Origin of the sequence: Neochlamydia sp. AcF95 (assembly GCF_018342455.1) — a bacterium.
Taxonomy (GTDB): Bacteria; Chlamydiota; Chlamydiia; order Chlamydiales; family Parachlamydiaceae; genus Neochlamydia.
In genome coordinates this window covers 71,879-92,997 of sequence record NZ_JAEMUC010000072.1, presented here as the reverse complement: position 1 = coordinate 92,997, position 21,119 = coordinate 71,879, and the positions used below count along the sequence as shown (strand labels likewise).

Below are 21,119 nucleotides of genomic sequence, written 5' to 3'. Positions count from 1 at the left end.
TAAGCTCTGCCAATCTTTTGGCTTAATTTCTGCAAGAAAGTGGCTGACTGGACTTCGATCAAAATCTACGCTCACATGATAGTTAGAGGGTACAGCTAATATATAAGGGCAGCATTCTTTCTCTAGATAAGCTCTTAGGGGATAAACTCCATATACCTCGTCTCCCACTACCCGAAGAAGGCCTGATCCCATGGCCGAAAGCTCGCTGTAGCATCAACATGGCTAATTGTATTTTCGTTTTGAATTTAGCTTCTTTAGATATACCAGCTCTTGCTCTACGTTCTTCATCTAAAAACCATTCTTCAGGAATATATAGCTCTCGATCAATTAATACGTGGCCTTGGTTAGTTGCATAGGAAAGGAAAACCCCTACTTGGCAATTTTCAATTCTTCCTGCTGTTCCACTATATTGTCTTGCCACTCCTGCTGAATGCTTGCCTTTCTTTAAAAATCCCGTCTCATCTATAGCTAGTATACCGCCTTCTTTATCTTTCAACACTTCCATTTGCAACCTATCTCTGATTGCATCTGCTTGTCATAAACCACGGCGTAGTAGATGTTGAAAAGCATACGGGGTTTGTAAGCCGGCCTCTTCTGCCAGTTGCCAGGTGTTTTTACGTTCTGCTTTGCTCATTAACCCCCATGTATATTGCAAAGCCACTTGTCTAGCTTCTTCTCGACTAAAAAAAGGCCTTAAAAATAAGGCTAGCTCTTCTTTTTTTTGTTTTATAGTTTGGCTTATTGCTTTCAATTCCATACCTCACCTCCCTATTTAACAAATAAAATAGTATACTATATTTTTTATTACCACTGTAGTATTAGAGGATATCTTAAAACTCCTCTTCTAACTTATCAATTCACCTTAACATCAGTCTAATCATCGATAGATAAATCCAATTTTCACACGTAGCTGTTAGATACTCATAGTCTTTAGAAGTTCTTCGATTACGCCCAATCCATGCAAAAGTCCTCTCTACAATCCACCTCTTGGGCTGGACTTTAAAGCTTAAATCAATGGTTCTTAAAAACTCCTCTATTTTATCCTCATGTACCCGAAATCTACGACGAGGCCTTTTAACAATCTCAAAATCAATGTTATACTGATCTTGGCAGGCTTGCTTTAATACAGTGCCTTGATAGCCCATACCCGCCTAACCCTTGGTAATAGTTGAAAACAGGCTTTTGCATTTGTCTAACAGCTTAATTAAGGCCGTTCGATCGTTTTCGTCAGCAGCTCCTACATAGCATGTTAATAAAAAGCCTTGCGTATCCATTACAATTTAGATCTTTGATAAAGCAGATGGATAAGGCAAAATAGGTGGGGTAAGATATCCTCTTAGCATATTTAACGGATAGCTCTAATTTTCCTTAAGCGTTGTAGAGCTCCTCAAAATTGTTGTCACCTTTAACAATTCGTATGTATTGCTCATCTTTACCCCCTTTTCTCTCAAAAATCATCTTAAATAAGTTGTTTTGCATCAACCTATTAGATCCTTGATAAAGCAGATGGCTAAGGCAAAATAATGAGGGTTAAGATATCCTCTTAGCATATCTAACGGCTAGCTCTAATTTTCCTTGAGCGTCGTAAAGCTCCTTCAAATTGTTGTTACATTTACCAATTCGCTTGAGATGATTCTTATCGGAGTGTCGCTTATAAATAAAAATAGCTTGATTAGTTTCCTTTATTGCTTCTTCAAATTTATCTTGAGCTTTATAAATCGCTCCTAGATTGATATGGTAGCCTGCTACAATGGCATGTTCTTCACCATAGATTTTAATGGCAATTGCTAAAGCTTCATTGACATTTTCCTCAGCTTGTTCGAAATTTCCTCTATCTAAGTAAATCATTCCTAGAGTATTGTAACTGATTTCCACTCGAGGAGAATCTTTATCAAAATTATTAAGGTTAATATTTAAAGCTTCTATAGCAAGTGTTAAGGCTTTTTCTATTTTTTTTTGATCTCGATAAACTAAGCTTAAATTGTTAAGAGCACATTCTCGGAGAGTAAGGTAAGCTTTATCAGCAACCTGGCAGCTATTAATTACTTGCTTAAGGCTGGTAATCGCTTTTGTGAAATTTCTTTGGTTACGATAAACTGTTCCTAAATTGTTGAGACAGCCTAATGCTCTAGGATGATGTTCGCTAAATAGCTTACTATAAATGTCGCGCGCTTTACTGATATACTTAATAGCTTTATCTAACTTCTCTAAATCTTTATAGATTGTTCCTAAATTATGGTAGTAAATAGCTTTTTGAAGATCATTCTTTATTCTATAGCTAGACCTAAGTCTAATGGCTTTTCTGGCATGTCGAGCGGCTTTTCTTAATTCTTCTTGTTCTTGGTAGATCATGCCCAAATTATTATAATAGTCTGCTAGCTTTGGATGATTTCTATCATTAAGGATTTTATGTTCAATCTTGAGAGCTCTTTTAGTATATTCCTTTGCCTTTCTTAACTTTCCTTCTTCTTGGTAGATTTGTGCCAGGTTATTATAACTTATTGCTACAGCTAGGGAATTTTTACCATGATTCTTAAGATTAATCTTAAGGGCCGCTTTGCCATGTAAATAGGATTTTATTAAGTCTCCATGAGCTTGGTAAATGATCCCTAAGGTACTTAACACCCCCGAATTGCAAGGGTCTTCTTTCTTTGCTAAAATATAGTATTGTTTTGCCTCTTCCATCTGAAAAAGCCTTAAAGCTATATCGCCTAGTGTTTGAGGCGAATTATCATTTAAATCAGAAGAGGTAAGGTAGCTTTTCTCTCCAGATAAAAATTTTTTCATAACCTTATGAAAAGGAATAAAAATGCTATAAATCTTTTTTATTTTATTTAAAGCATCTTGATCTAAAGGAAATTGCTTTTCGATTAACTTTGGAATGCCAGAGCTATAAGGTTTAAGAATGGGATTCATCATTTCTTTTTGTGCTTCATAATGAGAATAAGTTTTAAGTCGCATAAATAAAGCAATACTCATCCATTCATTTAGATGTTCAGCTGCTTTATTTGTTAAAATGCCTTTATCTTTTAATTGATTAATTCTAGCAAAAGTATTGGATACTATTATCTTTTCGAGAAGAGCGAGCCGATCCAAAGCTAGATGAGGGAAACGATAAAGATCATTTTTAACCTGAAAAAGCATGCCTTGTGTTTCTAAACCATGTATACGAGGATTAAAAGCTTTCCTATCTTTTCGAGCTAAATGATATTTCGCTAAATGTTGGCCAAGATTAAGGCCTTCTTGATAAGGCGTATTAAGATTTTCTTGAACCTTTTGTCTATATTGCTCAGTTAATTCATTGCTGCCTAACAAATGAGTAAAGTTTAATAATTCCATAGGAAGATGTCTTTCTTTTTTATGCCACCATTGATTTTCATCATCTTTACCCACATATTGAGCCATCTTCTGTGGAGTTTGGATAAGCTCAAATGTCTTGCCATTCCCCAAAGGAGTTTTACAGCCTTTTCCCTTTACACCGGCGCCATCAAAGGCAAAACCTCTTGGCGTAACACTATCAAACAATTTAATTTTTTTTATACACGGAATATTTAAAGCAGGAAGAATGGTTTCCCCTAAATTAATAACTTTAAAATGTATTAAAGTAGTAAGACGCTTAAAATAATCTCTATTCTCTGAAGTATCTTCTTGTATAAGAATGCCAAACTCTAAATCGGAGTAAGGGGTTATCTCTTCTCTAGCTAAGGAACCAAAGCCTATCATAGCATATGTACACGGCTCAGGCCCTAAAACCTCTTGTGCTTGATCTGCTAGAGTCTTAAAGAAAGCTTTCATCCATTGAGCAATCTCACCATACAGCTCTTGGACTTCCCCAGATAAAGGATTAGAGCCGAGAGTTTGAATTTTCTCTTCTATTTTGTCCCTAAAATTTTTTAATCCTTCGCGATTATTTTCAAATTGCTTTTTGGTTATAGAAATATCTAGAGGTTTTCTTTTGCAAGCCTTACTAAGCAAAATTTCGACTTTTGATAGCTTTTCTTTAATACTTTCTTGCTCGCCTAAAGAGGCATTATGTAGGGCATAATTATAAAGCCCTGCGGCTTGAAGGAGCGTTTGAGGTGTTCCTTTTATTAGATGGATATCACCTAGTTTTTCTATGCATGCTCTTATCTGAAGAGGATCTTCTTCTTGGATAGCAAATTTTAAAGTATGGGTGTAGTGCTCTTCGACTCTATATACAGATAAAAAATTATGACTATTATCAATCGAAAAAGGGTTTTGATTTAAATGACTTGAAAGCTTGTCATAATAGAATTGTAGCTTCTGAGGTTGATAAAGCTGCAAAAATTTGACATTATTAGGCATGAATTGTTTTAACACACGGGCACAGCTTCTTGCATCAAGAATTTTTCTTAATTCGCCTTCACTTAAATTACTAAAAGAAAGAAAAACTTTTTGGAAAATTTCTAAAGGTAGGGTTGCCAAATGATTAGGAGGGTCAAAAGTATTACCTTTTGCTATAAGGAGCGAACTGGTGTTAGTGGGTAATATAGTAGAGCTGTGCGTATTCTCTAAATTCATTCGCTTGTCCTTCTTTTAGGCTGGCTTACATTTCAAGGGATAGAGAGCTGTTTATAATCCTATTACTCCCTTATTTATGCATTTTTTAAGAAGGGCGAAAAAAATTATTTTTCATTTTTTTATATAAAAGTAAAATTAAAAAGGCAATTTTTATATTTTTAAAATGCAGATGGAGGATATCATAAAACCCCTCTTTTAACTTATCAATTCGCCTTAACATCAGTCTAATCATCGATAGATAAATCCAATTTTCACTCGTAGCTGTTAGGTACTCATAGTCTTTAGAAGTTCTTCGATTACGTCCAATCCATGCAACAGTCCTCTCTACAATCCACCTCTTGGGCTGAACTTTAAAGCTTAAATCAATGGTTCTTAAAAACTCCTCTATTTTATCCTCACGTACCCGAAATCTACGACGAGGCCTTTTAACAATCTCAAAATCAATGTTATACTGATCTTGGCAGGCTTGCTTTAATACAGTGCCTTGATAGCCCATATCCGCCCAAACCTTGGTAATAGTTGAAAACAGGCTTTTGCATTTGTCTAACAGCTTAATTAAGGCCGTTCGATCGCTTTCGCCAGCAGCGCCTCCATAGCATGTTAATAAAAAGCCTTGCGTATCCATTACAATGTGCCTTTTACGTCCCTTAACCTTTTTAGCTCCATCATAACCTGCAAGCCCCCTCTTTCTACTATTTTAACTGACTGGCTATCGACAATGGCAGCGCTGGGATCGAGGTTCCTCCCTATTATAACTCTTAAATTTTTCCTTAAATGATGATTAATTTTCTCAAACAAATGTGCGTCTTTCCACTTCTTAAATTAAGTGTAAACCGTTTTCCAGCGAGGAAAATCTTTGGGTAGATAATGCCATTGGCAACCGGTTCTTAAGAAATAAAAAATAGCTTCCAATAACTCTCTTTTTATATGTTTAATGGGTCTGCCCCTCTGCTATAATCCACTTCGAAGTAAATTTTAATGGCTTCCTATTCACGATCTGATAAATGATTAGGGTATGCATTGCTCATCTTTACCTCTCTTTTCTCTCAAATATTATCTTAAATAAGTTGTTTTGTATCAACCTATTAGATCTTTGATGAAGTAGGTGAATAAGGCAAAATAGGGGGTTTTAAGACATCCTCTTAGATAAAATCTGCAAGTGCATAGGAATGAAAATATTAGAGAGCATTCCACCTGCTATTCAAGCAAAACTTTGTTTATACGCTTCTGAGCAACTTTTTATGTAGTCATACACTTGATAAAAAACTTGTTTTTACGGGAAGAGTCAGCTTAGAAAAAGGTTAATTTTTTTTGGCTAAACAGACGTAGTTGCTTTAAAAGGTGTTATTAAAAAAATTATCAGTCACTTTGCCACTTAAAAAGATATCTATTTAAATGGCAAAGTGTTCCTCAACCCTTATGCTTTCAAAGGGAATAAGACTTTAAAAAGGCCTTGTTGCGTAAATGACCTAATAGTTGGTTTGTTTAAAAGCTTATCAAGTTAGTACCCATTGCCCTTGGGGCATTCCAAGTTCTGTCATCTTGTTCATCGCCAAAGATTTAGCATATAATTCCGCCCGCTGATAGTCTAGCTTCCTAGAGCGAAAATCTCCTCCAAAGCTTCTTTTAAAGCGGTACATTGCCGTTTCAGCAAGCGATCTTCTATGATAGCCACTAAGCTTTTTCCAAAGCTGCCTAGCCTCATCATCTCCTCCCAAGCCTTGAATGACTTTTAAGTTATCATTTCTTTTTTTCATCCACGGTTTGTCCGTCTCTTGGCTTAACCTTCCTCCTCTTCTTGGAGGCACTACAGGATCTATACCCCGAACATAAGACGATCGATAAAAAGCTTGTCTATCATAAGCGCCATCTCCATAAGTGGTCTTTACGCTCTTTGGCAGCTTGGGGATCATTTGGCTCGCCACTAAATCATCGGCTTTATTGCTCAAGGTCAATTCACTCAACATAACTTCATGTGAGTCTGGGCAAACGCTTAAGTGAATTTTTCTCCAAGTCCTCCGCTTTGCTTTGCCATGCTGGCGTACTTTCCACTCTCCTTCGCCATAAACTTTCACTCCAGTGGAATCAAAGACTATGTCTGTCGGACGCTTACGGCTTAGCTTTGTAAGCTCTTGCCCAAGCTCTTTAGCACGCCTACAAATGCGGGTATAACAAGGAACAGGCAATCCCAAAGCCAGCAAAGTAATCAGCGATGACACAAACCCTCGCACAGCACGAAGGGGTAAATGATAAACCGCTCTAATCATCAACACGCATAAGATAGCGTCCGCAGAGTAAATTCTTGGACGGCCCTTCTTACCCGTGCTTTTATTTTCCCTCCATCCTTTAATGGTTTCATCCGAAAACCATAAAGTTATGCTTCCTCTTTGTTCTAAAGCTTTGTTATACTCGGACCAGTTACGTATGCGGTAAGTGAGCTTTTTTTCCATAGCTTGCCTATATTTTTGTTGTTGCAAACTAATTTTATAGCTCTTATGTGTTAAAGAGCAATCTTATCGCATACACTTCTTAGCATTTACGCAACAACGCCCTTTAAAAAGCATTTCTTTCACTTCTCAGCTTAAACGCTTTATTTAAGAGCATATTCCATGCTATTATTAGCTAATTGCGTTAAGGCAAAAGGTGAAGCATTTTCTGGATTAAGATTCCGTATGCTGTCAAATCTAGCACGATTATTTCCTAGATTAAATCCTAGTAGCCCATACATAGAAAGCAATAGCATATATTCAAACCCACTTGAAACAGCAACATCAGAATTCAAAAGCATAAATTTTGTATGAAGAAAGAGATACAAGAATAAAATTCCATAACTATTGACGTTTAATTCAAAATCAAGTTGATTGATTAGTCGATTATCCCACTTTAGCTGGCTAATTAAGAGCTCGACAGCTTTGCTTGTTACATATCCACCTGCAGAAGTTAAACCAAGTGTAAGCATGGCTGAACCTGTATGCCAATCATTTGTCATGATGCAAGCAATTGTAAAAGCTAAAAGTGCCAGCGATAAAACACCTGTTTTAACATACTCTGTTTTTCGAGCAGTAATTTCTAAACGACTTGCACCTGTTTGGCTATCTAATCTTTCATAATCTCTTTCTTGCAAAACGCGGGTAACGGCTCCTACACAACCTAAAGTACTATAGGAAAGAGTAGCGTTAAAGGGAAATAGAATACCTGGTAAAACTTTACCTACTGTATCAAGCGTCCTTCTTCCAACACTCAGAAGTCTATTTTTGAGTGTCTTGGGATGATCCTCTATTTCGCGTAAATACTCTTTATATTTATAGCGGTTTTCCATCATCCAATCGTGAGCCTTTAAGCCATATCTACAAATGAAATTAGCTACTGTATAGCTTAAAGTTAAAATTCCTGCATGAAAATCCACGTGAAGAATCTTTTTAGAATTTTCTGGCATTTGTTGGCTAGCAATGATAAGTGCCGATCCAAAAGAAGCTAGAGCTAAATAGTGGACGGTTAAAGCCCATTTATTGGCTTTTCCTCCCAACATAAGCTGCCTTTTACGATTTTCTCTTGCCCAAGGGTATTCATTTTTAGGAAGCTTTCTGGGTTTGTTTAAAATATTATGAGCCACAAAGAAAGCCATGGAAGCGTAGGTGATCACACGTATACTCGTTTTCATGTGGTAGGCATCCTTGGAAGAAATATTTAAAGCTTCACAAATGTCGTCCAAATTAAGGTAGAGATTGGTAAAGGCAAATAAGCCTTCCGCTGCAAGACTGGCAAAAAAAGGATTTACCCATTGAGCGACTTTCTTGGGCGTACAATAATGTGAATAAAGACGTACGGTAGCTCCCAATCCAGCAGCACTTAAGACTTCTACAGGGGAGTTGCCCCAGGTTGTAGCATTTAATGCAGTCAATGTGGTGGAACTGATAAGCAGAAAAGGGAGAGTCGTCTGCCATGTTAATTTACACATACTAGATAGCTTAGTCACTTTAGACCGCTTAATGGCTTTTTTCTTTATCGAACGAGAAGCAGCACGCCCTACAGAAATTTCTTCATCCGAAGAAGAAAAACGTTCTATGTCACTATTGATGGCAGGAGGATGGGGAGGCAAAAAATCTTCTGTCTCACTCCCTCCTTCCAATGAAGTATAAGGAAAAGCAGCCCTTTCGGCATCACTGCTCTCCAAGTCAGAATCAAAATGATTTTCAAGGGGCCTTTGCCTATAACGATTAATAAATGAACTGATGCTCATAAATATAAAAACCTAATTTTTAAATATTATTGAAATTATCCCTGTTGTCAGAAGAGATTATAATTAGCAGAATGTCTTTACCTTTTAACCTTAAAAAACCTTTAGTCAAGTTTGTTATAACATCTAGCTTTTTGCTCTCACCCCTTTTTATGAACTTCAGGAAAGAGAGAAAAATTTGGCTCTATTACATGCTTTGATTCCTATTTCCCTCTTTGCAAAGCATAGAAACAAACAACACATCGCCGGAAGCGAGGTATAGATGTTTAAACTTCTTAAAAACTTTAAATAGATCAGGCAAAAAAACTTACAAACTTAAAATACCATCCGACCATCTCGCTCTAAAGCTTATTCCTCCAGGTATTCTTAAAGCTTTAAAATAAAAATTACAAGTAAAAAAAGTTATGTTATCCTATAGTTAAATATAAAAAGCTCAGATTTAAACCAATATGTAAAAAAAAATCTTTTACTTATCTATTTATTGATTAGATAAGTAAAAGATTTTGTTTTTTATTTAGGGTTAAACGAAGAAAAAGAGTGGCAAACTTTTGTAAGCTCTGACGAAAAAACATTTTCTCAATGAGAATTTCTATATTCCATGCAATTATTAGCGGCCTGCGCTAGCGCAAAGCTTGAAGCATTTTCGGGATTTAAATTGTGCACACTACCAAATCTTGCACGATTATTTCCTAGGTTGAATCCTAGCAATCCATACATAGAAAGTAATAGAGCATATTTAAAACCACTAGATACATCCACATCAGAATTTAGAAGCATAAACTTGGTATGGAGAAAAAGATATAAGAACAAGATCCCGTAGCTATTGACGTTTAATTCAAAATCAAGTTGATTGATCACTCGATTGTCTAAATTTCGCTGGCTAATCAAAAGTTCCACAGCCTTACTTGATAAGTATCCTCCTACAGAAGTTAAACCAAGCGTAAGCATTGCTGAACCCGTATGCCAATCATTGGTCATCATGCATGCGATTGTAAAAGCTAAAAGCGCGATAGACAAAACGCCCGTCTTAACATATTCAGCCTTTCTAGCTGTGATTTCTAAAGGTGTAACTCTCGTGTAGCTATGCAACCTTTCATAGCTTCTCTCTTGAAGAACACGTGTAGCAGCTCCTAGACATCCAAGAGCACCATAAGAAAGAGAGGCATTCAAGGGAAATAAAAATCCTGGCAAAACTCCGCTAAAAGTTTCAAGAGTTCTTCTGGCAAGGATCAAAATCCTATTCTTAAGTGCTGTGGGTTCTCTGTCAAGGCCTTGAAAATATCCTCGGTAGGAACTATTATTTTCTAACGACCAATCATGAGCCTTTAAGCCACACCTGAAAATGAAATTAGCTGCCGTATAACTTAAAGTTAAAATGCCTGCATCAAAATCTAAATGAAGAATTTTTCTAGAATTTTCTGGCATTTGTTGGCTAGTCACTATGAGAGCTGCCCCCAAGGAAAACAAAGCTAAATAATGAACAGCCAAAGCCACTTTATTAGCTGATCTTCCTAAAATAAGAAGCCTAGTACGTAGATCAGAATCCTGGGAAGGTAATTCTTTAGGTTTTGCTAAAATATTATGAGTGACAAAAAAAGCAGTGGAAGCATAGGTGATCGATCGAACAAGAGTTTTAAGAGCCTCTTCATAGCCGGACAATAATCTTCCCTCTTGGCTTATATCATCCAAATTAAGATAGAAATTGGTCAGCGCAAATAAGCCTTCTGCCGCTACACTGGCGAAAAAAGGAGGGGCCCATCGTGCAATCTTTCCAGAAGAGCAATAGTGTGAATAGATACGTAAAGTAGCTCCTAATCCGGCAGCACTCAGCATTTCAACTTGCCGATTATCCCATTTTGCTGCATTTGCACCTATAATGCCGGCAGACAATCCATACAGTAAAGGTAAAACTGTTGTCCAGGCCGATTTACAGCTGTTTGCATAATCATCCTCTCTTAAAGGAGCAATACCATTATTTGCCCTTTCAGATTCACTCTCATTTTCTTCATTAGAAATTGGATAGTAGGGATTGCCAAGAGCCTGATTTAAACTTCCAGCCTCTATCCTTCTGTACGGTTGGGCACTATCCTCGTCGCTACCCTCTTCGAATGAAAGATCATCATTTATACGTGCGAAAGATCGCTCACTACAATAATTGCCCATCCGTGAAATAATGCCCATCAATCTATCAACCTAATTTTTATTTGTTATAATTATTTTTAATGGATGCGAAGTAAAGTTCTTATCTTCTCAATTCTAGTATTGATCTGTAGAAAAATAATAAAGCTATTCCTTAAACAATCTCATCCGCATTTTTATCCTCCTCTACCTCTTGGTCTCCATCAGGCCCCGGGCCAAAATTAATGGCATAAAGATTTTGCCGCTTCTCCTCCTCTACCTCTTGCCCTTGATCGCCTGTGGGCCCAGGGCCAAAATGGATGGCATATAAGCGATGGCTAATCTTTAATCCTGCACCCAACATGGGCGTTAGACTTAAGCAAGCTACTCCGAGAAAAAAACATATAGACTTTAGCATAACCTTACTCCTTTAAACTTGTTCTTAATCTCTTTTTTAATGGCTAGCAACTAAAAACACTATTAAAAATTTATTTAAAAATTCTTTTTAAGCATAAAATATTCATGGCTAAACGAATATGCTAAAATATTTTTTAATTTTTTTATGAAGGTTCTTAAAACTTTTAATTGCCTTTCTCTTTAGAATGTGAAGACAAGAAAAAGACGATATTTTTTTCCCTCTAAGTTATTAATCAATAAACGCTTATATTAAAGCAAGCCCTTGAAAAAAAAATTTTATTTGCAGAATATTTAATTAGGGCGTATCCATTTTTGGGAGGCAGGGAATATTTTTAATTAAATTAAGGGCAGCTTGAAAAGCTTAAGGTGATGGCATGACAATCAAGCTAATTGTAAAACAAGGTTAATGAATATGGCCAAACTTACGAATAATAAGAGATGTACAGGAATTTTTGTCGTGCAAAATGATCGAGGCTTGCATACACGGCCTTCAACAGAAATTGTCAAATGCGCTACAAGTTTTAGATCGGAAGTCCATCTCATTTACCAAAAAAGTTATGTGAATGCTAAGTCTTTACTAGGTATTCTGATGCTGGCCGCTACTAAAGGCTCTAAAATTCAAATAGAAGCCGAGGGTGAAGATGCCCAAGAGGCTGTTGCTAGCCTAATTGCTTTAGCTAAAAACAATTTTAATATTAAATATTGATTGATTAAACGTTCATTCTTCCTCAATTGCCAAGGTCTTTTCCAAAACTTCGCGTGTGCAAAAAACAGGAGCATTATTCATTAATGCAAGAGTTATGCAATCGCTAGGCCTAGCATCAATTTCTACAATATGGCGTCTTACCCCTGCGTCTTGTTCTAAAAATAGGCGTGCAAAATATGTGGTATCCTGGATGTCATTGATAACGACTTGTTTAATTCTAATTTCATACCCTCGGAAAATATAACTAATAAGATCATGAGTAAGGGGTCTAGCTTTCTCCGCGCCTGTTAAAAAAATTTGAAGATTACGGCCAATAGCAGGATCAGTATAGATAGCAAATTTTTTTCCCTGCCCTTTCAAGATTACTACCGTATAAGAGCGAGTTTGCATGATTTTATCAAAGGAAAGTTGAATAAGTTCAGAAAGCATAAATAATAAATCCTGAGTAAAAGAGGAGATTCCCTCGTTGATCTAAAAACTAACCGTTATTAACCTTAAGCTGTAAATCTATTAAGTTGGTATTCTAAAGATTTTCTCTTTTATCTGTCTTTCTTTTCTTCTGGAAAAAGGCTTGCTATCCCTTCCTCCCATATGGCTAACCGATGCAAAAAGCCTTCATCTTCACTAAAGAGGGTAAAATCCTAAAATATCGATTATTTTAATTCCGTAAAAATTTTCACTTTTCCATCATTATAGCCCACAATAATTCTTCCCGCTAGACCAATGAAAAGGCCAGATTCTACCACACCTACAATTTCGCTCAGTCGTTGGTGCACTTGCTCAGCTTTTTCTAACTTTTCTTTGAAATAAATATCGTAAATATAATTTCCATTATCGGTGCAATACAGCTTTTTTTCATCATGCGTCCTTATTTTACCTTGATAACCTAGCTGTTCAAGGCGATAAATAGTTGCCGGATAAGCGAAGGGAACAATTTCAACGGGCAAAGGAACTTGTCCAAGCTTTTTAACAAGTTTAGCTTGATCCACAATAATGACCATTTCCTTACTCATGCTAGCCACAATTTTTTCTCTTAGTAGCGCGCCACCCCCACCTTTAATCATTGTTTTGTTAGCATCAATTTCATCAGCTCCATCCACCGTTAGATCGATAGAAAAAAGAGTATTGATATCAATTAAAGGAATGCCTTTTTCTAATGCTAACTTTTGAGATTGAGAGGAAGTAGCCACCGCTTGAATTTTAAGGCCCTCCTCACATCGCTGAGCAAGCTTTTCAATGAAAAAAGCTGTGGTAGAACCAGTACCTAATCCTACTGTCATTCCGTTTTCTACCAAATTTGCCGCCGCAAAGCCGGCCGATTTTTTCGCAATTTGCTGGCCGATAAAATTATTATCTGACATTATAATCTCTTTTAAAGTTTATTCGCATTATTAGTAGGCCTATGATTACATTACAAGAACTTTGTGTTTACTTAGATAAACTTTTAGAGCCTAGCTCCATCAAGGATTATGGTTTAAATGGCTTACAGGTCGAAGGAAAAAAAGAAATTTTAAAATTAGCTACCGCTGTATCGGCAAATTTGGAAACCCTTCAAGCTGCTGTTCACTGGAAAGCAGATGCTTTATTAGTCCACCATGGCCTATTTTGGAATCAGGATAGCTATCAAATCCGAGGAATAAAAAAAAATAAAATAGCTTTGCTATGCCAGCATAATCTTTCTCTAATCGCGTATCACCTTCCCTTAGACATCCATTGTAAATGGGGCAATAATTGGAGAGCTGCCACAGAAATGGGATGGGATAATCTTCAACCCTTTGGTTTAGCTAACGGTCTATGTTTAGGAGTTAAGGGCCGTTTGAAAAAAATGAGCCGTCTAGATTTTCGAAAAAAGCTAGAAGATTATTATGACCATGTTGCTCATCTAGCTCTAGGAGGGAAAGAAGAAATTGAAACTGTAGGCCTAATAGCAGGAGGCGGTTATAAATTCCTATCCTACGCTGCGGATGAAAAATTAGATTGCTTTATCTCAGGCAATTTTGATGAACCTGCCTGGAGCCAAGCCTATGAGGAAAAGATTAATTTCTTTGCTATGGGACATTCTGCGACTGAAAAAATTGGACCTAGAGCTTTAGCTACCCATTTACACGAAAAGTTTCAGATTGATTGCAAGTTTCTAGACATATATAATCCATTTTAAGGAAACCGGGTTATGTAAAATTATTTTGTCTTTGCTTAGTGAGATTTACAAGAGTCCTTTTCCTGCTTTAAAGATCCTATTTGTTTTCATCTTTATTCTTTAAATTTTTTAATGGCTTTTTGAGATTAGGCCTCCTTTTATGGAGTTTAAGGTAGCTACCACCACCGTCATGAGAGGAGGAAGAGATCCTGAATTTGCTTCTAGCTAATGAAATTATTTTCTCTTATCACTTATTTCTTTTTACAGCTATTTAAGCGCATGATAGGGAATTTCAAGCTTTTTTATCATTTCTATTAAACTTGCTCTCTTTTCTTCTTAATCTGCTTTGTAGGTATCTCTCCTCTACCCTTTCATCAATAGTGGCTAGTTCTTTGCTCGCTATCCATCCTCTTTTTAAGCTAAATAACCCACCTTCCCCTGATTTATTTAGCTTTACATAATGGGGAGTAGCGATGTAAGAAAAATGGCGCTCATTATAAATCATCTTGCCATGCAAGAATAAATTTTTTCATACACTCATCTAGTTCATTGACAGAAAAATACTTAAAATTCAAAATAGCATCCATTCTTACCCTTTTTAAGGACTTACATGCCCAGCTTAATAGAAACTCTAGCCGAACGTGGCTTTATTGAAGCTTGCACAAGTGATGAGCTGAAAGATATATTAGCACAGCCTACAAAAGTTTATTGTGGATTTGATCCTACTGCCGATAGCTTGCATTTGGGCCACCTGATCTGCATGATGGGGCTTGCCTGGTTTCAACGTTTTGGGCACACTCCTTTCGTTATATTAGGAGGGGCAACAGGCATGATTGGCGATCCTTCAGGTAAAATTTCTGAGCGGCAAATCTTAGATGAAGAGACATTACTAAAAAACCTTATTGGCATTCATAAAAATTTTGAAAAAATCCTTGAGGCGCATGGTCGTCCTAATGCAACGGTTTTTTTAAACAATTATGATTGGTTCAAAAATTTTTCGCTTGTAAGTTTCTTGCGCCAGGTTGGCAAGTATTTTAGAATGGGTCCTATGCTTTCTAAAGATTCTGTTAAAGGACGTATGACTTCCGAAGAAGGCATGAGCTTTACAGAATTTGCCTATCAAGTCTTGCAAGGCTATGATTTTCTTCATTTATTTCAGAATTATGGGGTAAAAGTTCAAATAGGTGGAAGTGACCAATGGGGCAATATTACAGCAGGAACAGAGCTCATTCGAAAGGCAGTTGGTCAATCCTCTTATGGTTTAACCTTTCCTCTATTAACCCGCAGTGATGGACAAAAATTTGGAAAATCTGAAAAGGGAGCTATATGGCTTTCAGCGGATAAGCTTTCTCCTTATGAGTTTTATCAATATTTAGTACGTGTTTCTGATGCCGATGTCATTAAAATGATGCGCATGCTGACCTTTATGGATATGGATGAAATCAGAAAATATCAAGAGCAAATGCAGCAACCCGATTACGTACCCAATACGGCTCAAAAACGCCTAGCTAAAGAAGTAACGCGTATCGTGCATGGAGAGGAAAACTTTAAAATAGCTTTAGGGGTTACCGAAGCAGCAGCTCCGGGAGCCAAAGCTAATTTGGATGCTCCAGCACTTGAATTAATGGCGCAAAATATGCCGTCCCGTATCCTTAAAAATAATACGGTCGTCAATGCTAAATTGCTTGAACTGATATGCCAAGTAGGACTCCTGCCTAGTAAAAGTGAAGCAAGACGCTTGGCTCGAAATGGAGGAATATATTTAAATAACAATAAAGTGGAAGATGAGCACTACACTATACGACCTGATGATTTAATAGCAAATCGCCTGCTGTTGTTAGCCGTTGGTAAAAAGAATAAGATATTAATAAGTATTGAAAATTAACATTTTTCTAGACGAATAGCCCTATTCCCAAAAATATAATGCCTAAAGTAAAGAATCCTCTTGAAACGAAAAGTTGATTGATTATCATAAGGTTTAAATATTTTTAGCTGCGTTCTACAATTTTTCCAAGAAAGCAAGGCTAGAAAAAATAAAAAAGCTTGCTAGTAATAAAGTAAATACAAAAAATTAGCCCATAAACTCATCGCATATTCAATTAAGGAGTTCTAAAATTATGACAACTATGACCAAGAAAAGTACTATGACAAAAAAGAAATTGATCAATTCGATTTCGCAAGACAAAGGGATTCATCCTAATGATGTACGCCATGTCATACAATCTTTTCTAGATAAAATGACTGAATGCCTCTCGGATGGGGATCGCCTTGAATTCCGTGATTTTGGTGTCTTTGAAGTGGTCGAACGGAAACAAAAAATTGGTCGTAATCCTAAAAAAGCTGAGGAACCTATCGTTATTCCTGCACGCAATGCCGTTAAGTTTACTCCCGGTAAGAAAATGCGTAAGCTAATTGAACGGCCTCGTTCTATCTAATCATCCAATCGTTTAAGGATATAGGATAAGGAATAGAGGATTGTACATCCTTAATTCCGTCCTTATCCACTTATTGTAAGCTTTTAGAATATAAATAGCTAAGCATCTGTTTTCCAGCTTCTTTGTCAGTGTATAAAAATCCTAAGACTTTCATTGCTTTATCTAGCAGATGAAATAATCTTTTGGAATATAGAGTTTATCTTTTTAGCTACCTTAAGAAGTTTTAGTGGCCAAATTGCGCTTTGCTATATTATACTCTACCTACAATTAAGCAAAGGCAGTCATTATCATGACCTTACCCAAATTATTAATCATTTCGGCAATTATTTTATTTAGCATCATTGGTGTGGCAGCTTTATTCAAAAATAAGCCTCCTCACTCAGACTTTATTAGTGAGCCCGTCTCTTCTCCTCCTCCCATTGAAATTGAGATAAATAGTGATTCTTTTTCCAGCTCTGCCCTTTCCTCTCTTTCTCAAACATCATCCTCTCCTCTTCCAGCCCCCTCTCTAAAAGCTAAGGATGGAGAATTTTCTGATAAAGATTCTAATGACCCGTTTAACTCTCCTGAAAAGGTATTAGAATTTAAAGCCCAGCTTCCTGAAGAAAACAGGGTGATGGAATTTTTTAATACCACTAGTCCAAAATTTCCTATTGTAGAGACCATCACTTATAAGAGCCGCGTCAATTGGCAAAAAGGCAGACCTGCTTGGCTATCAGATTATGCAAATCACTATAAAACCTCGCGTCATTTTATCGCTCGTAGTCTCAATGGAAAGCCTGATTATCTTAAGCAAGATGTAAATGAAGGTGCACGCTTCAACATTTTACACCCTCACAAAATGATTCATTTCCATCTTTTGATTGACTTATCGCGCTGCCAGATGTGGTTCTACTATTATGATATAAATGCTAAGGAAAAAGTATTAGTGAAAACCTATAAAGTAGGATTAGGACGTTTGGATCCTTCCACACGTTCCGGTTTATTGACTCCTCTCGGAATATATTCTTTAGGTTCGCGAGTAGCAGTCTATAGCCCTAAGATAATGGGAATCCATCAAGGCGCCAAAGTAGAAATGATACGCATATTTGGGACACGCTGGATTCCTTTTGAAAAAGAACTTCACGGAACAACAGCACCAGCTAAAGGCTTGGGCATCCATGGCATGCCATGGCTAGTAAAAAATGGCACACTGATGGAAGATACAAATAGTCTAAGTAAATATGAAAGCGATGGCTGTATCCGTATGGCTGCTGAAGATATAGAAGAACTTTATTCTATCATTATTTCTCGTCCTACCACTCTTGAACTTACAAAGGATTTTTTTAAGGCCGAAAATAGCATTGAAACGATCATTGAGATTGCCAACAAGTAGTGTCAAATTAAGTTCCTTTTTTCTATACTTTGTTCGAATAAATTTGAAAAAAATCCTTTAACTAGGGAGCGACTGTTTGGACATTTTACCCCACGAAAGACAGATTCAAGAATATGTTAAAACTATAGAGCATCTTAAAAAGCAAAATAATGATAATCCAATCTTTAATACAGAAATTAAAAAACTTGAGCAGAAACTAGAAAAGCTTAAAGAAAAAATATATTCCGAGCTAACTCCCTGGCAGCGCGTTCAGATCTGCCGCCACCCTTCCCGCCCTCAATCTAGCGACTATATTAAAAATATTTGTCAGAATTTTTATGAACTTTGTGGAGACCGCACCTACGGAGATGATCCCTCGATTATAGGGGGATTAGCTAAAATCGGCCCCATGAAATGTATGGTGATGGGCCAGGAAAAAGGCTGCGATACGGAAAGTAGAGTCCGCAGAAACTTTGGGATGTTAAACCCTGAGGGCTTTAGAAAAGCCTTAAGGCTTATGCAACTAGCTGAGAAATTTAACCTTCCTATCGTAACATTTTTAGATACACCTGGCGCTTATGCTGGCTTAGAGGCGGAGGAAAGAGGACAAGGATGGGCAATCGCTTTAAATATACGCACCATGGCACGTATAAATACGCCTATCATTGTCACTATCATAGGCGAAGGTTGTTCAGGAGGCGCATTAGGCATGGGAGTAGGCGACGTAGTGGGCATGATGGAACATGCTTATTATTCGGTAATTTCTCCAGAAGCGTGTGCTTCCATTTTATGGAAAGATGCCAAGAAAAATACAGAAGCTGCTAGCATTCTTAAATTGAATGCTGAAGATATGCTGCCTTTAAATATTATTGATGCCATCATCAATGAGCCTTTAGGAGGAGCGCATCACGATCCGCAAAAAGCTTATATGAATATGCAGCAATTCATTCTAGAGCAATGGCAAACACTTCGTCACATTCCCAAAGACATTTTGCTTGAACAGCGTTATCTTAAATTTCGCAAAATGGGCCAGTTCACTAGCCATGCTAACAGCTAAACTAGCCTCAACCTACACCTCTGATAAAAAGATAGAATCATAGGAAAGAAAGAGAATTATTTTTATGGGCTCATTATTTAACAATAAGAAAAGACTCCTTAATTTATAACCTTTAATCTCTTCTCGTTTTTCACTTTATATCGCATGTAGCCCTAATATAACAACTTGGATTTTAGGTTTAATATTAACATGATAAAAATTTTTAAAATTTCTTTTGATAAACATGTGCATGCTACCCTCATAGTATTTATTATATTAGCTATGTTATTACTCACGGTGGCCTCGCAATTAGAAATATTAGCTTTAGGAATAATCACTAAGAAAGGGCCAGACGTATTTGAGCTTTTTGCTCCCTTAAAAGAGGGTTCTTTGCAAAAAGTTGATAAAATAAGCGCGGTAGAGCTGCATCAACGCTTCGCTCAGCTAGATAGCAATCATAAAGGCTATATTACCTCTGCTGAGATCGACCATTTTATGGCTAAGCTTAAAAATAAAAATCTTCTGGAAGAAGCTACCCGCCGCATCAATCGTATATTGCCTATTAAAGAAAATCTATCTAGCCTTGCTTTATTTTTAGTATTTGTTGCTTTTTTTAAAGCCCTTACACTGTTTGCTCATCGCTTCTCGACACGAGTCTTAGCTATTCGGGTTAGTAGTAAATTGCGCCAGCAATATTTTGAACATATTCAAACTCTACCATTAAAATTTTACCATGATCATCATATTGGCAGCTTGTCCGCACGTGTAGTGAGTGATTCCTCAACCATCGCTGAAGCTATCAATGCTTGCCTTGTTAACTACCTTCAAACGCCTTTTACTGTATTAACTACCCTCTTTATGTGCTTTCTCACCTCCTGGAAACTATCTTTGATTATATTCATTGGCTTTCCTCTGATTGTATTTCCTATTATTTTTCTAGCCAAACGTGTTAAACGCATTTCAAGGCAAATCCAACAAAATCAAGAACGCTTTGCTTCCGTTATAATTGATTTTCTAGCTGGTATTCAAACTGTAAAGCTGTTTGGAATGGAGGAATTTTCCTTAAAAAAATACAAAGATCAAAATCAAAAAATGGCTGCACTTGAAAAAAAAAGTGCATGTTATGATCTTGCTTCTCGCCCAATTATCCATACCATCGGAATGTTTTTCTTAGCGACTGCTCTTATGTATGGTTTGTATGTGCTCCATATGAGCATACCTGAAGTGCTATTTTATTGTGGCTTGTTATATATATTTTATGAGCCCATTAAAAAATTTGCTGAAGAAAACAGCCATATTCAACGCGGAATCGCCGCTGCTGAACGGATGTGCGAAGTGCTAGAGCTAGTTCCCTGCATCCGGGATGTCGATGGGGCAGAAACGATGGCTACATTTGAAGATTCTATTGAATTTGACAATGTGTGGTTTCGCTATGATCAGGATTGGGTTTTAAAAGGATTAAGTTTCAAAGTAGAAAAAGGCACCACAGTAGCCATTGTAGGGCCTACCGGAGCAGGTAAATCTACTATCGTTCATCTTCTTCCTCGTTTGTATAACATTCAGCAAGGAACAATACGTATTAACAATAAGCCAATCACAACTTTTACTCAGAAATCCCTAAGAGAACAGATTGCTTTCGTTCCTCAAAAACCCTTTCTTTTCCTTGATACAGTAGCTGAAAATATTTCTTATGGAAAAAACTTATCTATCCAGCAAATTGAAAATGCCGCTAAAAAAGCTTACGCTGAAGAATTTATCCTTCAATTACCTAATGGGTATGACACAGAATTAGCTGAAACAGGAAAAAATTTATCAGGCGGCCAGCAACAACGCCTAGCTATAGCGCGGGCTTTAGCTAAAAATGCTCCTATCCTTATTATGGACGAGGCCACCTCCGCTTTAGATGCTATTAGTGAAATACATATTAAAAATGCAATTCATCAACTACGAGGGCAAGTCACTCAAATCATTATTGCTCATCGTCTCTCTACCATTGAAGACGCTGATAAGATTATCTATCTAGAAAAAGGAGAAAAACTAGCCGAAGGTACTAAAGAGGAATTGCTACAAAATTGCCCTGGCTTTAAAAAAATGTGGGAGCATATGTATCATGCCAACCAAACATCCTAAGGGGGAA

General features: G+C 36.9%; 17 protein-coding genes and 2 pseudogenes. 7 read left to right on the top strand and 12 right to left on the bottom strand.

Annotation, left to right across the window (positions count from 1 at the left end):
- Positions 1–82 precede the first annotated feature (82 nt).
- The 9 genes and pseudogenes from NEOC95_RS08885 to NEOC95_RS08845 form a co-directional block, all read right to left on the bottom strand.
- Complete coding sequence (locus tag NEOC95_RS08885; RefSeq protein WP_502710284.1) at positions 83–523, bottom strand: transposase; 441 nt, start codon at positions 521–523, stop codon at positions 83–85.
- 12 nt (positions 524–535) lie between these two features.
- A complete protein-coding gene (locus NEOC95_RS08880) occupies positions 536–757 on the bottom strand; it encodes a hypothetical protein (RefSeq protein WP_213152549.1) in 222 nt (73 codons plus the stop codon).
- Between the two features lie 100 nt (positions 758–857).
- A pseudogene (locus NEOC95_RS09635) lies at positions 858–1,004 on the bottom strand (transposase); the annotation flags it as partial.
- 526 nt (positions 1,005–1,530) lie between these two features.
- Complete coding sequence (locus tag NEOC95_RS08870) at positions 1,531–4,542, bottom strand: tetratricopeptide repeat protein (protein WP_213152547.1); 3,012 nt, start codon at positions 4,540–4,542, stop codon at positions 1,531–1,533.
- Between the two features lie 208 nt (positions 4,543–4,750).
- Positions 4,751–5,522, bottom strand: a pseudogene (locus NEOC95_RS08865) (IS5 family transposase); the annotation flags it as partial.
- Between the two features lie 516 nt (positions 5,523–6,038).
- Positions 6,039–6,992: an IS5 family transposase gene (locus tag NEOC95_RS08860; RefSeq protein WP_213152546.1), complete on the bottom strand. Its 954-nt coding sequence runs from the start codon at positions 6,990–6,992 to the stop codon at positions 6,039–6,041.
- Positions 6,993–7,132: 140 nt separating this feature from the next.
- Complete coding sequence (locus tag NEOC95_RS08855; RefSeq protein ID WP_213152545.1) at positions 7,133–8,782, bottom strand: hypothetical protein; 1,650 nt, start codon at positions 8,780–8,782, stop codon at positions 7,133–7,135.
- Between the two features lie 573 nt (positions 8,783–9,355).
- Entirely contained in the window at positions 9,356–10,960 is a 1,605-nt protein-coding gene (locus NEOC95_RS08850; RefSeq protein WP_213152544.1) for a hypothetical protein, read from the bottom strand.
- A gap of 112 nt (positions 10,961–11,072) precedes the next feature.
- The gene (locus NEOC95_RS08845; protein ID WP_213152543.1) at positions 11,073–11,315 is read right to left on the bottom strand and encodes a hypothetical protein; all 243 of its coding nucleotides are present in this window, start codon (positions 11,313–11,315) and stop codon (positions 11,073–11,075) included.
- A 411-nt stretch (positions 11,316–11,726) separates the two neighbouring features.
- Here NEOC95_RS08845 and NEOC95_RS08840 point away from each other — a divergent pair, with 411 nt between their 5' ends.
- A complete protein-coding gene (locus NEOC95_RS08840; RefSeq protein ID WP_213152542.1) occupies positions 11,727–12,020 on the top strand; it encodes an HPr family phosphocarrier protein in 294 nt (97 codons plus the stop codon).
- Positions 12,021–12,032: 12 nt separating this feature from the next.
- Here the strand turns inward: NEOC95_RS08840 and NEOC95_RS08835 are convergent, their stop codons facing one another.
- Both NEOC95_RS08835 and rpiA read right to left on the bottom strand, forming a co-directional pair.
- Positions 12,033–12,449, bottom strand: coding sequence for a bifunctional nuclease family protein (locus NEOC95_RS08835; RefSeq protein WP_166155750.1), 417 nt, complete (start codon positions 12,447–12,449; stop codon positions 12,033–12,035).
- Positions 12,450–12,673: 224 nt separating this feature from the next.
- The gene (rpiA, locus tag NEOC95_RS08830) at positions 12,674–13,381 is read right to left on the bottom strand and encodes a ribose 5-phosphate isomerase A (protein WP_166155747.1); all 708 of its coding nucleotides are present in this window, start codon (positions 13,379–13,381) and stop codon (positions 12,674–12,676) included.
- Between the two features lie 41 nt (positions 13,382–13,422).
- Here rpiA and NEOC95_RS08825 point away from each other — a divergent pair, with 41 nt between their 5' ends.
- Complete coding sequence (locus tag NEOC95_RS08825) at positions 13,423–14,178, top strand: Nif3-like dinuclear metal center hexameric protein (protein WP_166155744.1); 756 nt, start codon at positions 13,423–13,425, stop codon at positions 14,176–14,178.
- Positions 14,179–14,449: 271 nt separating this feature from the next.
- On the opposite strand, the gene NEOC95_RS08820 is transcribed toward NEOC95_RS08825, so the two are convergent.
- Complete coding sequence (locus NEOC95_RS08820; RefSeq protein ID WP_213152541.1) at positions 14,450–14,662, bottom strand: hypothetical protein; 213 nt, start codon at positions 14,660–14,662, stop codon at positions 14,450–14,452.
- Between the two features lie 105 nt (positions 14,663–14,767).
- On the opposite strand from NEOC95_RS08820, the gene tyrS reads away from it, so the two are divergent.
- From tyrS to NEOC95_RS08795, 5 genes are all read left to right on the top strand, one after another.
- The gene (tyrS, locus tag NEOC95_RS08815) at positions 14,768–16,042 is read left to right on the top strand and encodes a tyrosine--tRNA ligase (RefSeq protein WP_213152540.1); all 1,275 of its coding nucleotides are present in this window, start codon (positions 14,768–14,770) and stop codon (positions 16,040–16,042) included.
- A 232-nt stretch (positions 16,043–16,274) separates the two neighbouring features.
- Positions 16,275–16,592 (top strand): HU family DNA-binding protein, encoded by a 318-nt coding sequence (locus tag NEOC95_RS08810; protein WP_197725083.1) that lies wholly within the window; start codon positions 16,275–16,277, stop codon positions 16,590–16,592.
- A gap of 289 nt (positions 16,593–16,881) precedes the next feature.
- Complete coding sequence (locus NEOC95_RS08805; RefSeq protein WP_166155735.1) at positions 16,882–17,967, top strand: L,D-transpeptidase; 1,086 nt, start codon at positions 16,882–16,884, stop codon at positions 17,965–17,967.
- Between the two features lie 76 nt (positions 17,968–18,043).
- Positions 18,044–19,003, top strand: coding sequence for an acetyl-CoA carboxylase carboxyltransferase subunit alpha (locus tag NEOC95_RS08800; protein WP_166155732.1), 960 nt, complete (start codon positions 18,044–18,046; stop codon positions 19,001–19,003).
- Positions 19,004–19,192: 189 nt separating this feature from the next.
- A complete protein-coding gene (locus NEOC95_RS08795; protein WP_213152539.1) occupies positions 19,193–21,112 on the top strand; it encodes an ABC transporter transmembrane domain-containing protein in 1,920 nt (639 codons plus the stop codon).
- The last annotated feature ends 7 nt before the right edge of the window (positions 21,113–21,119 follow it).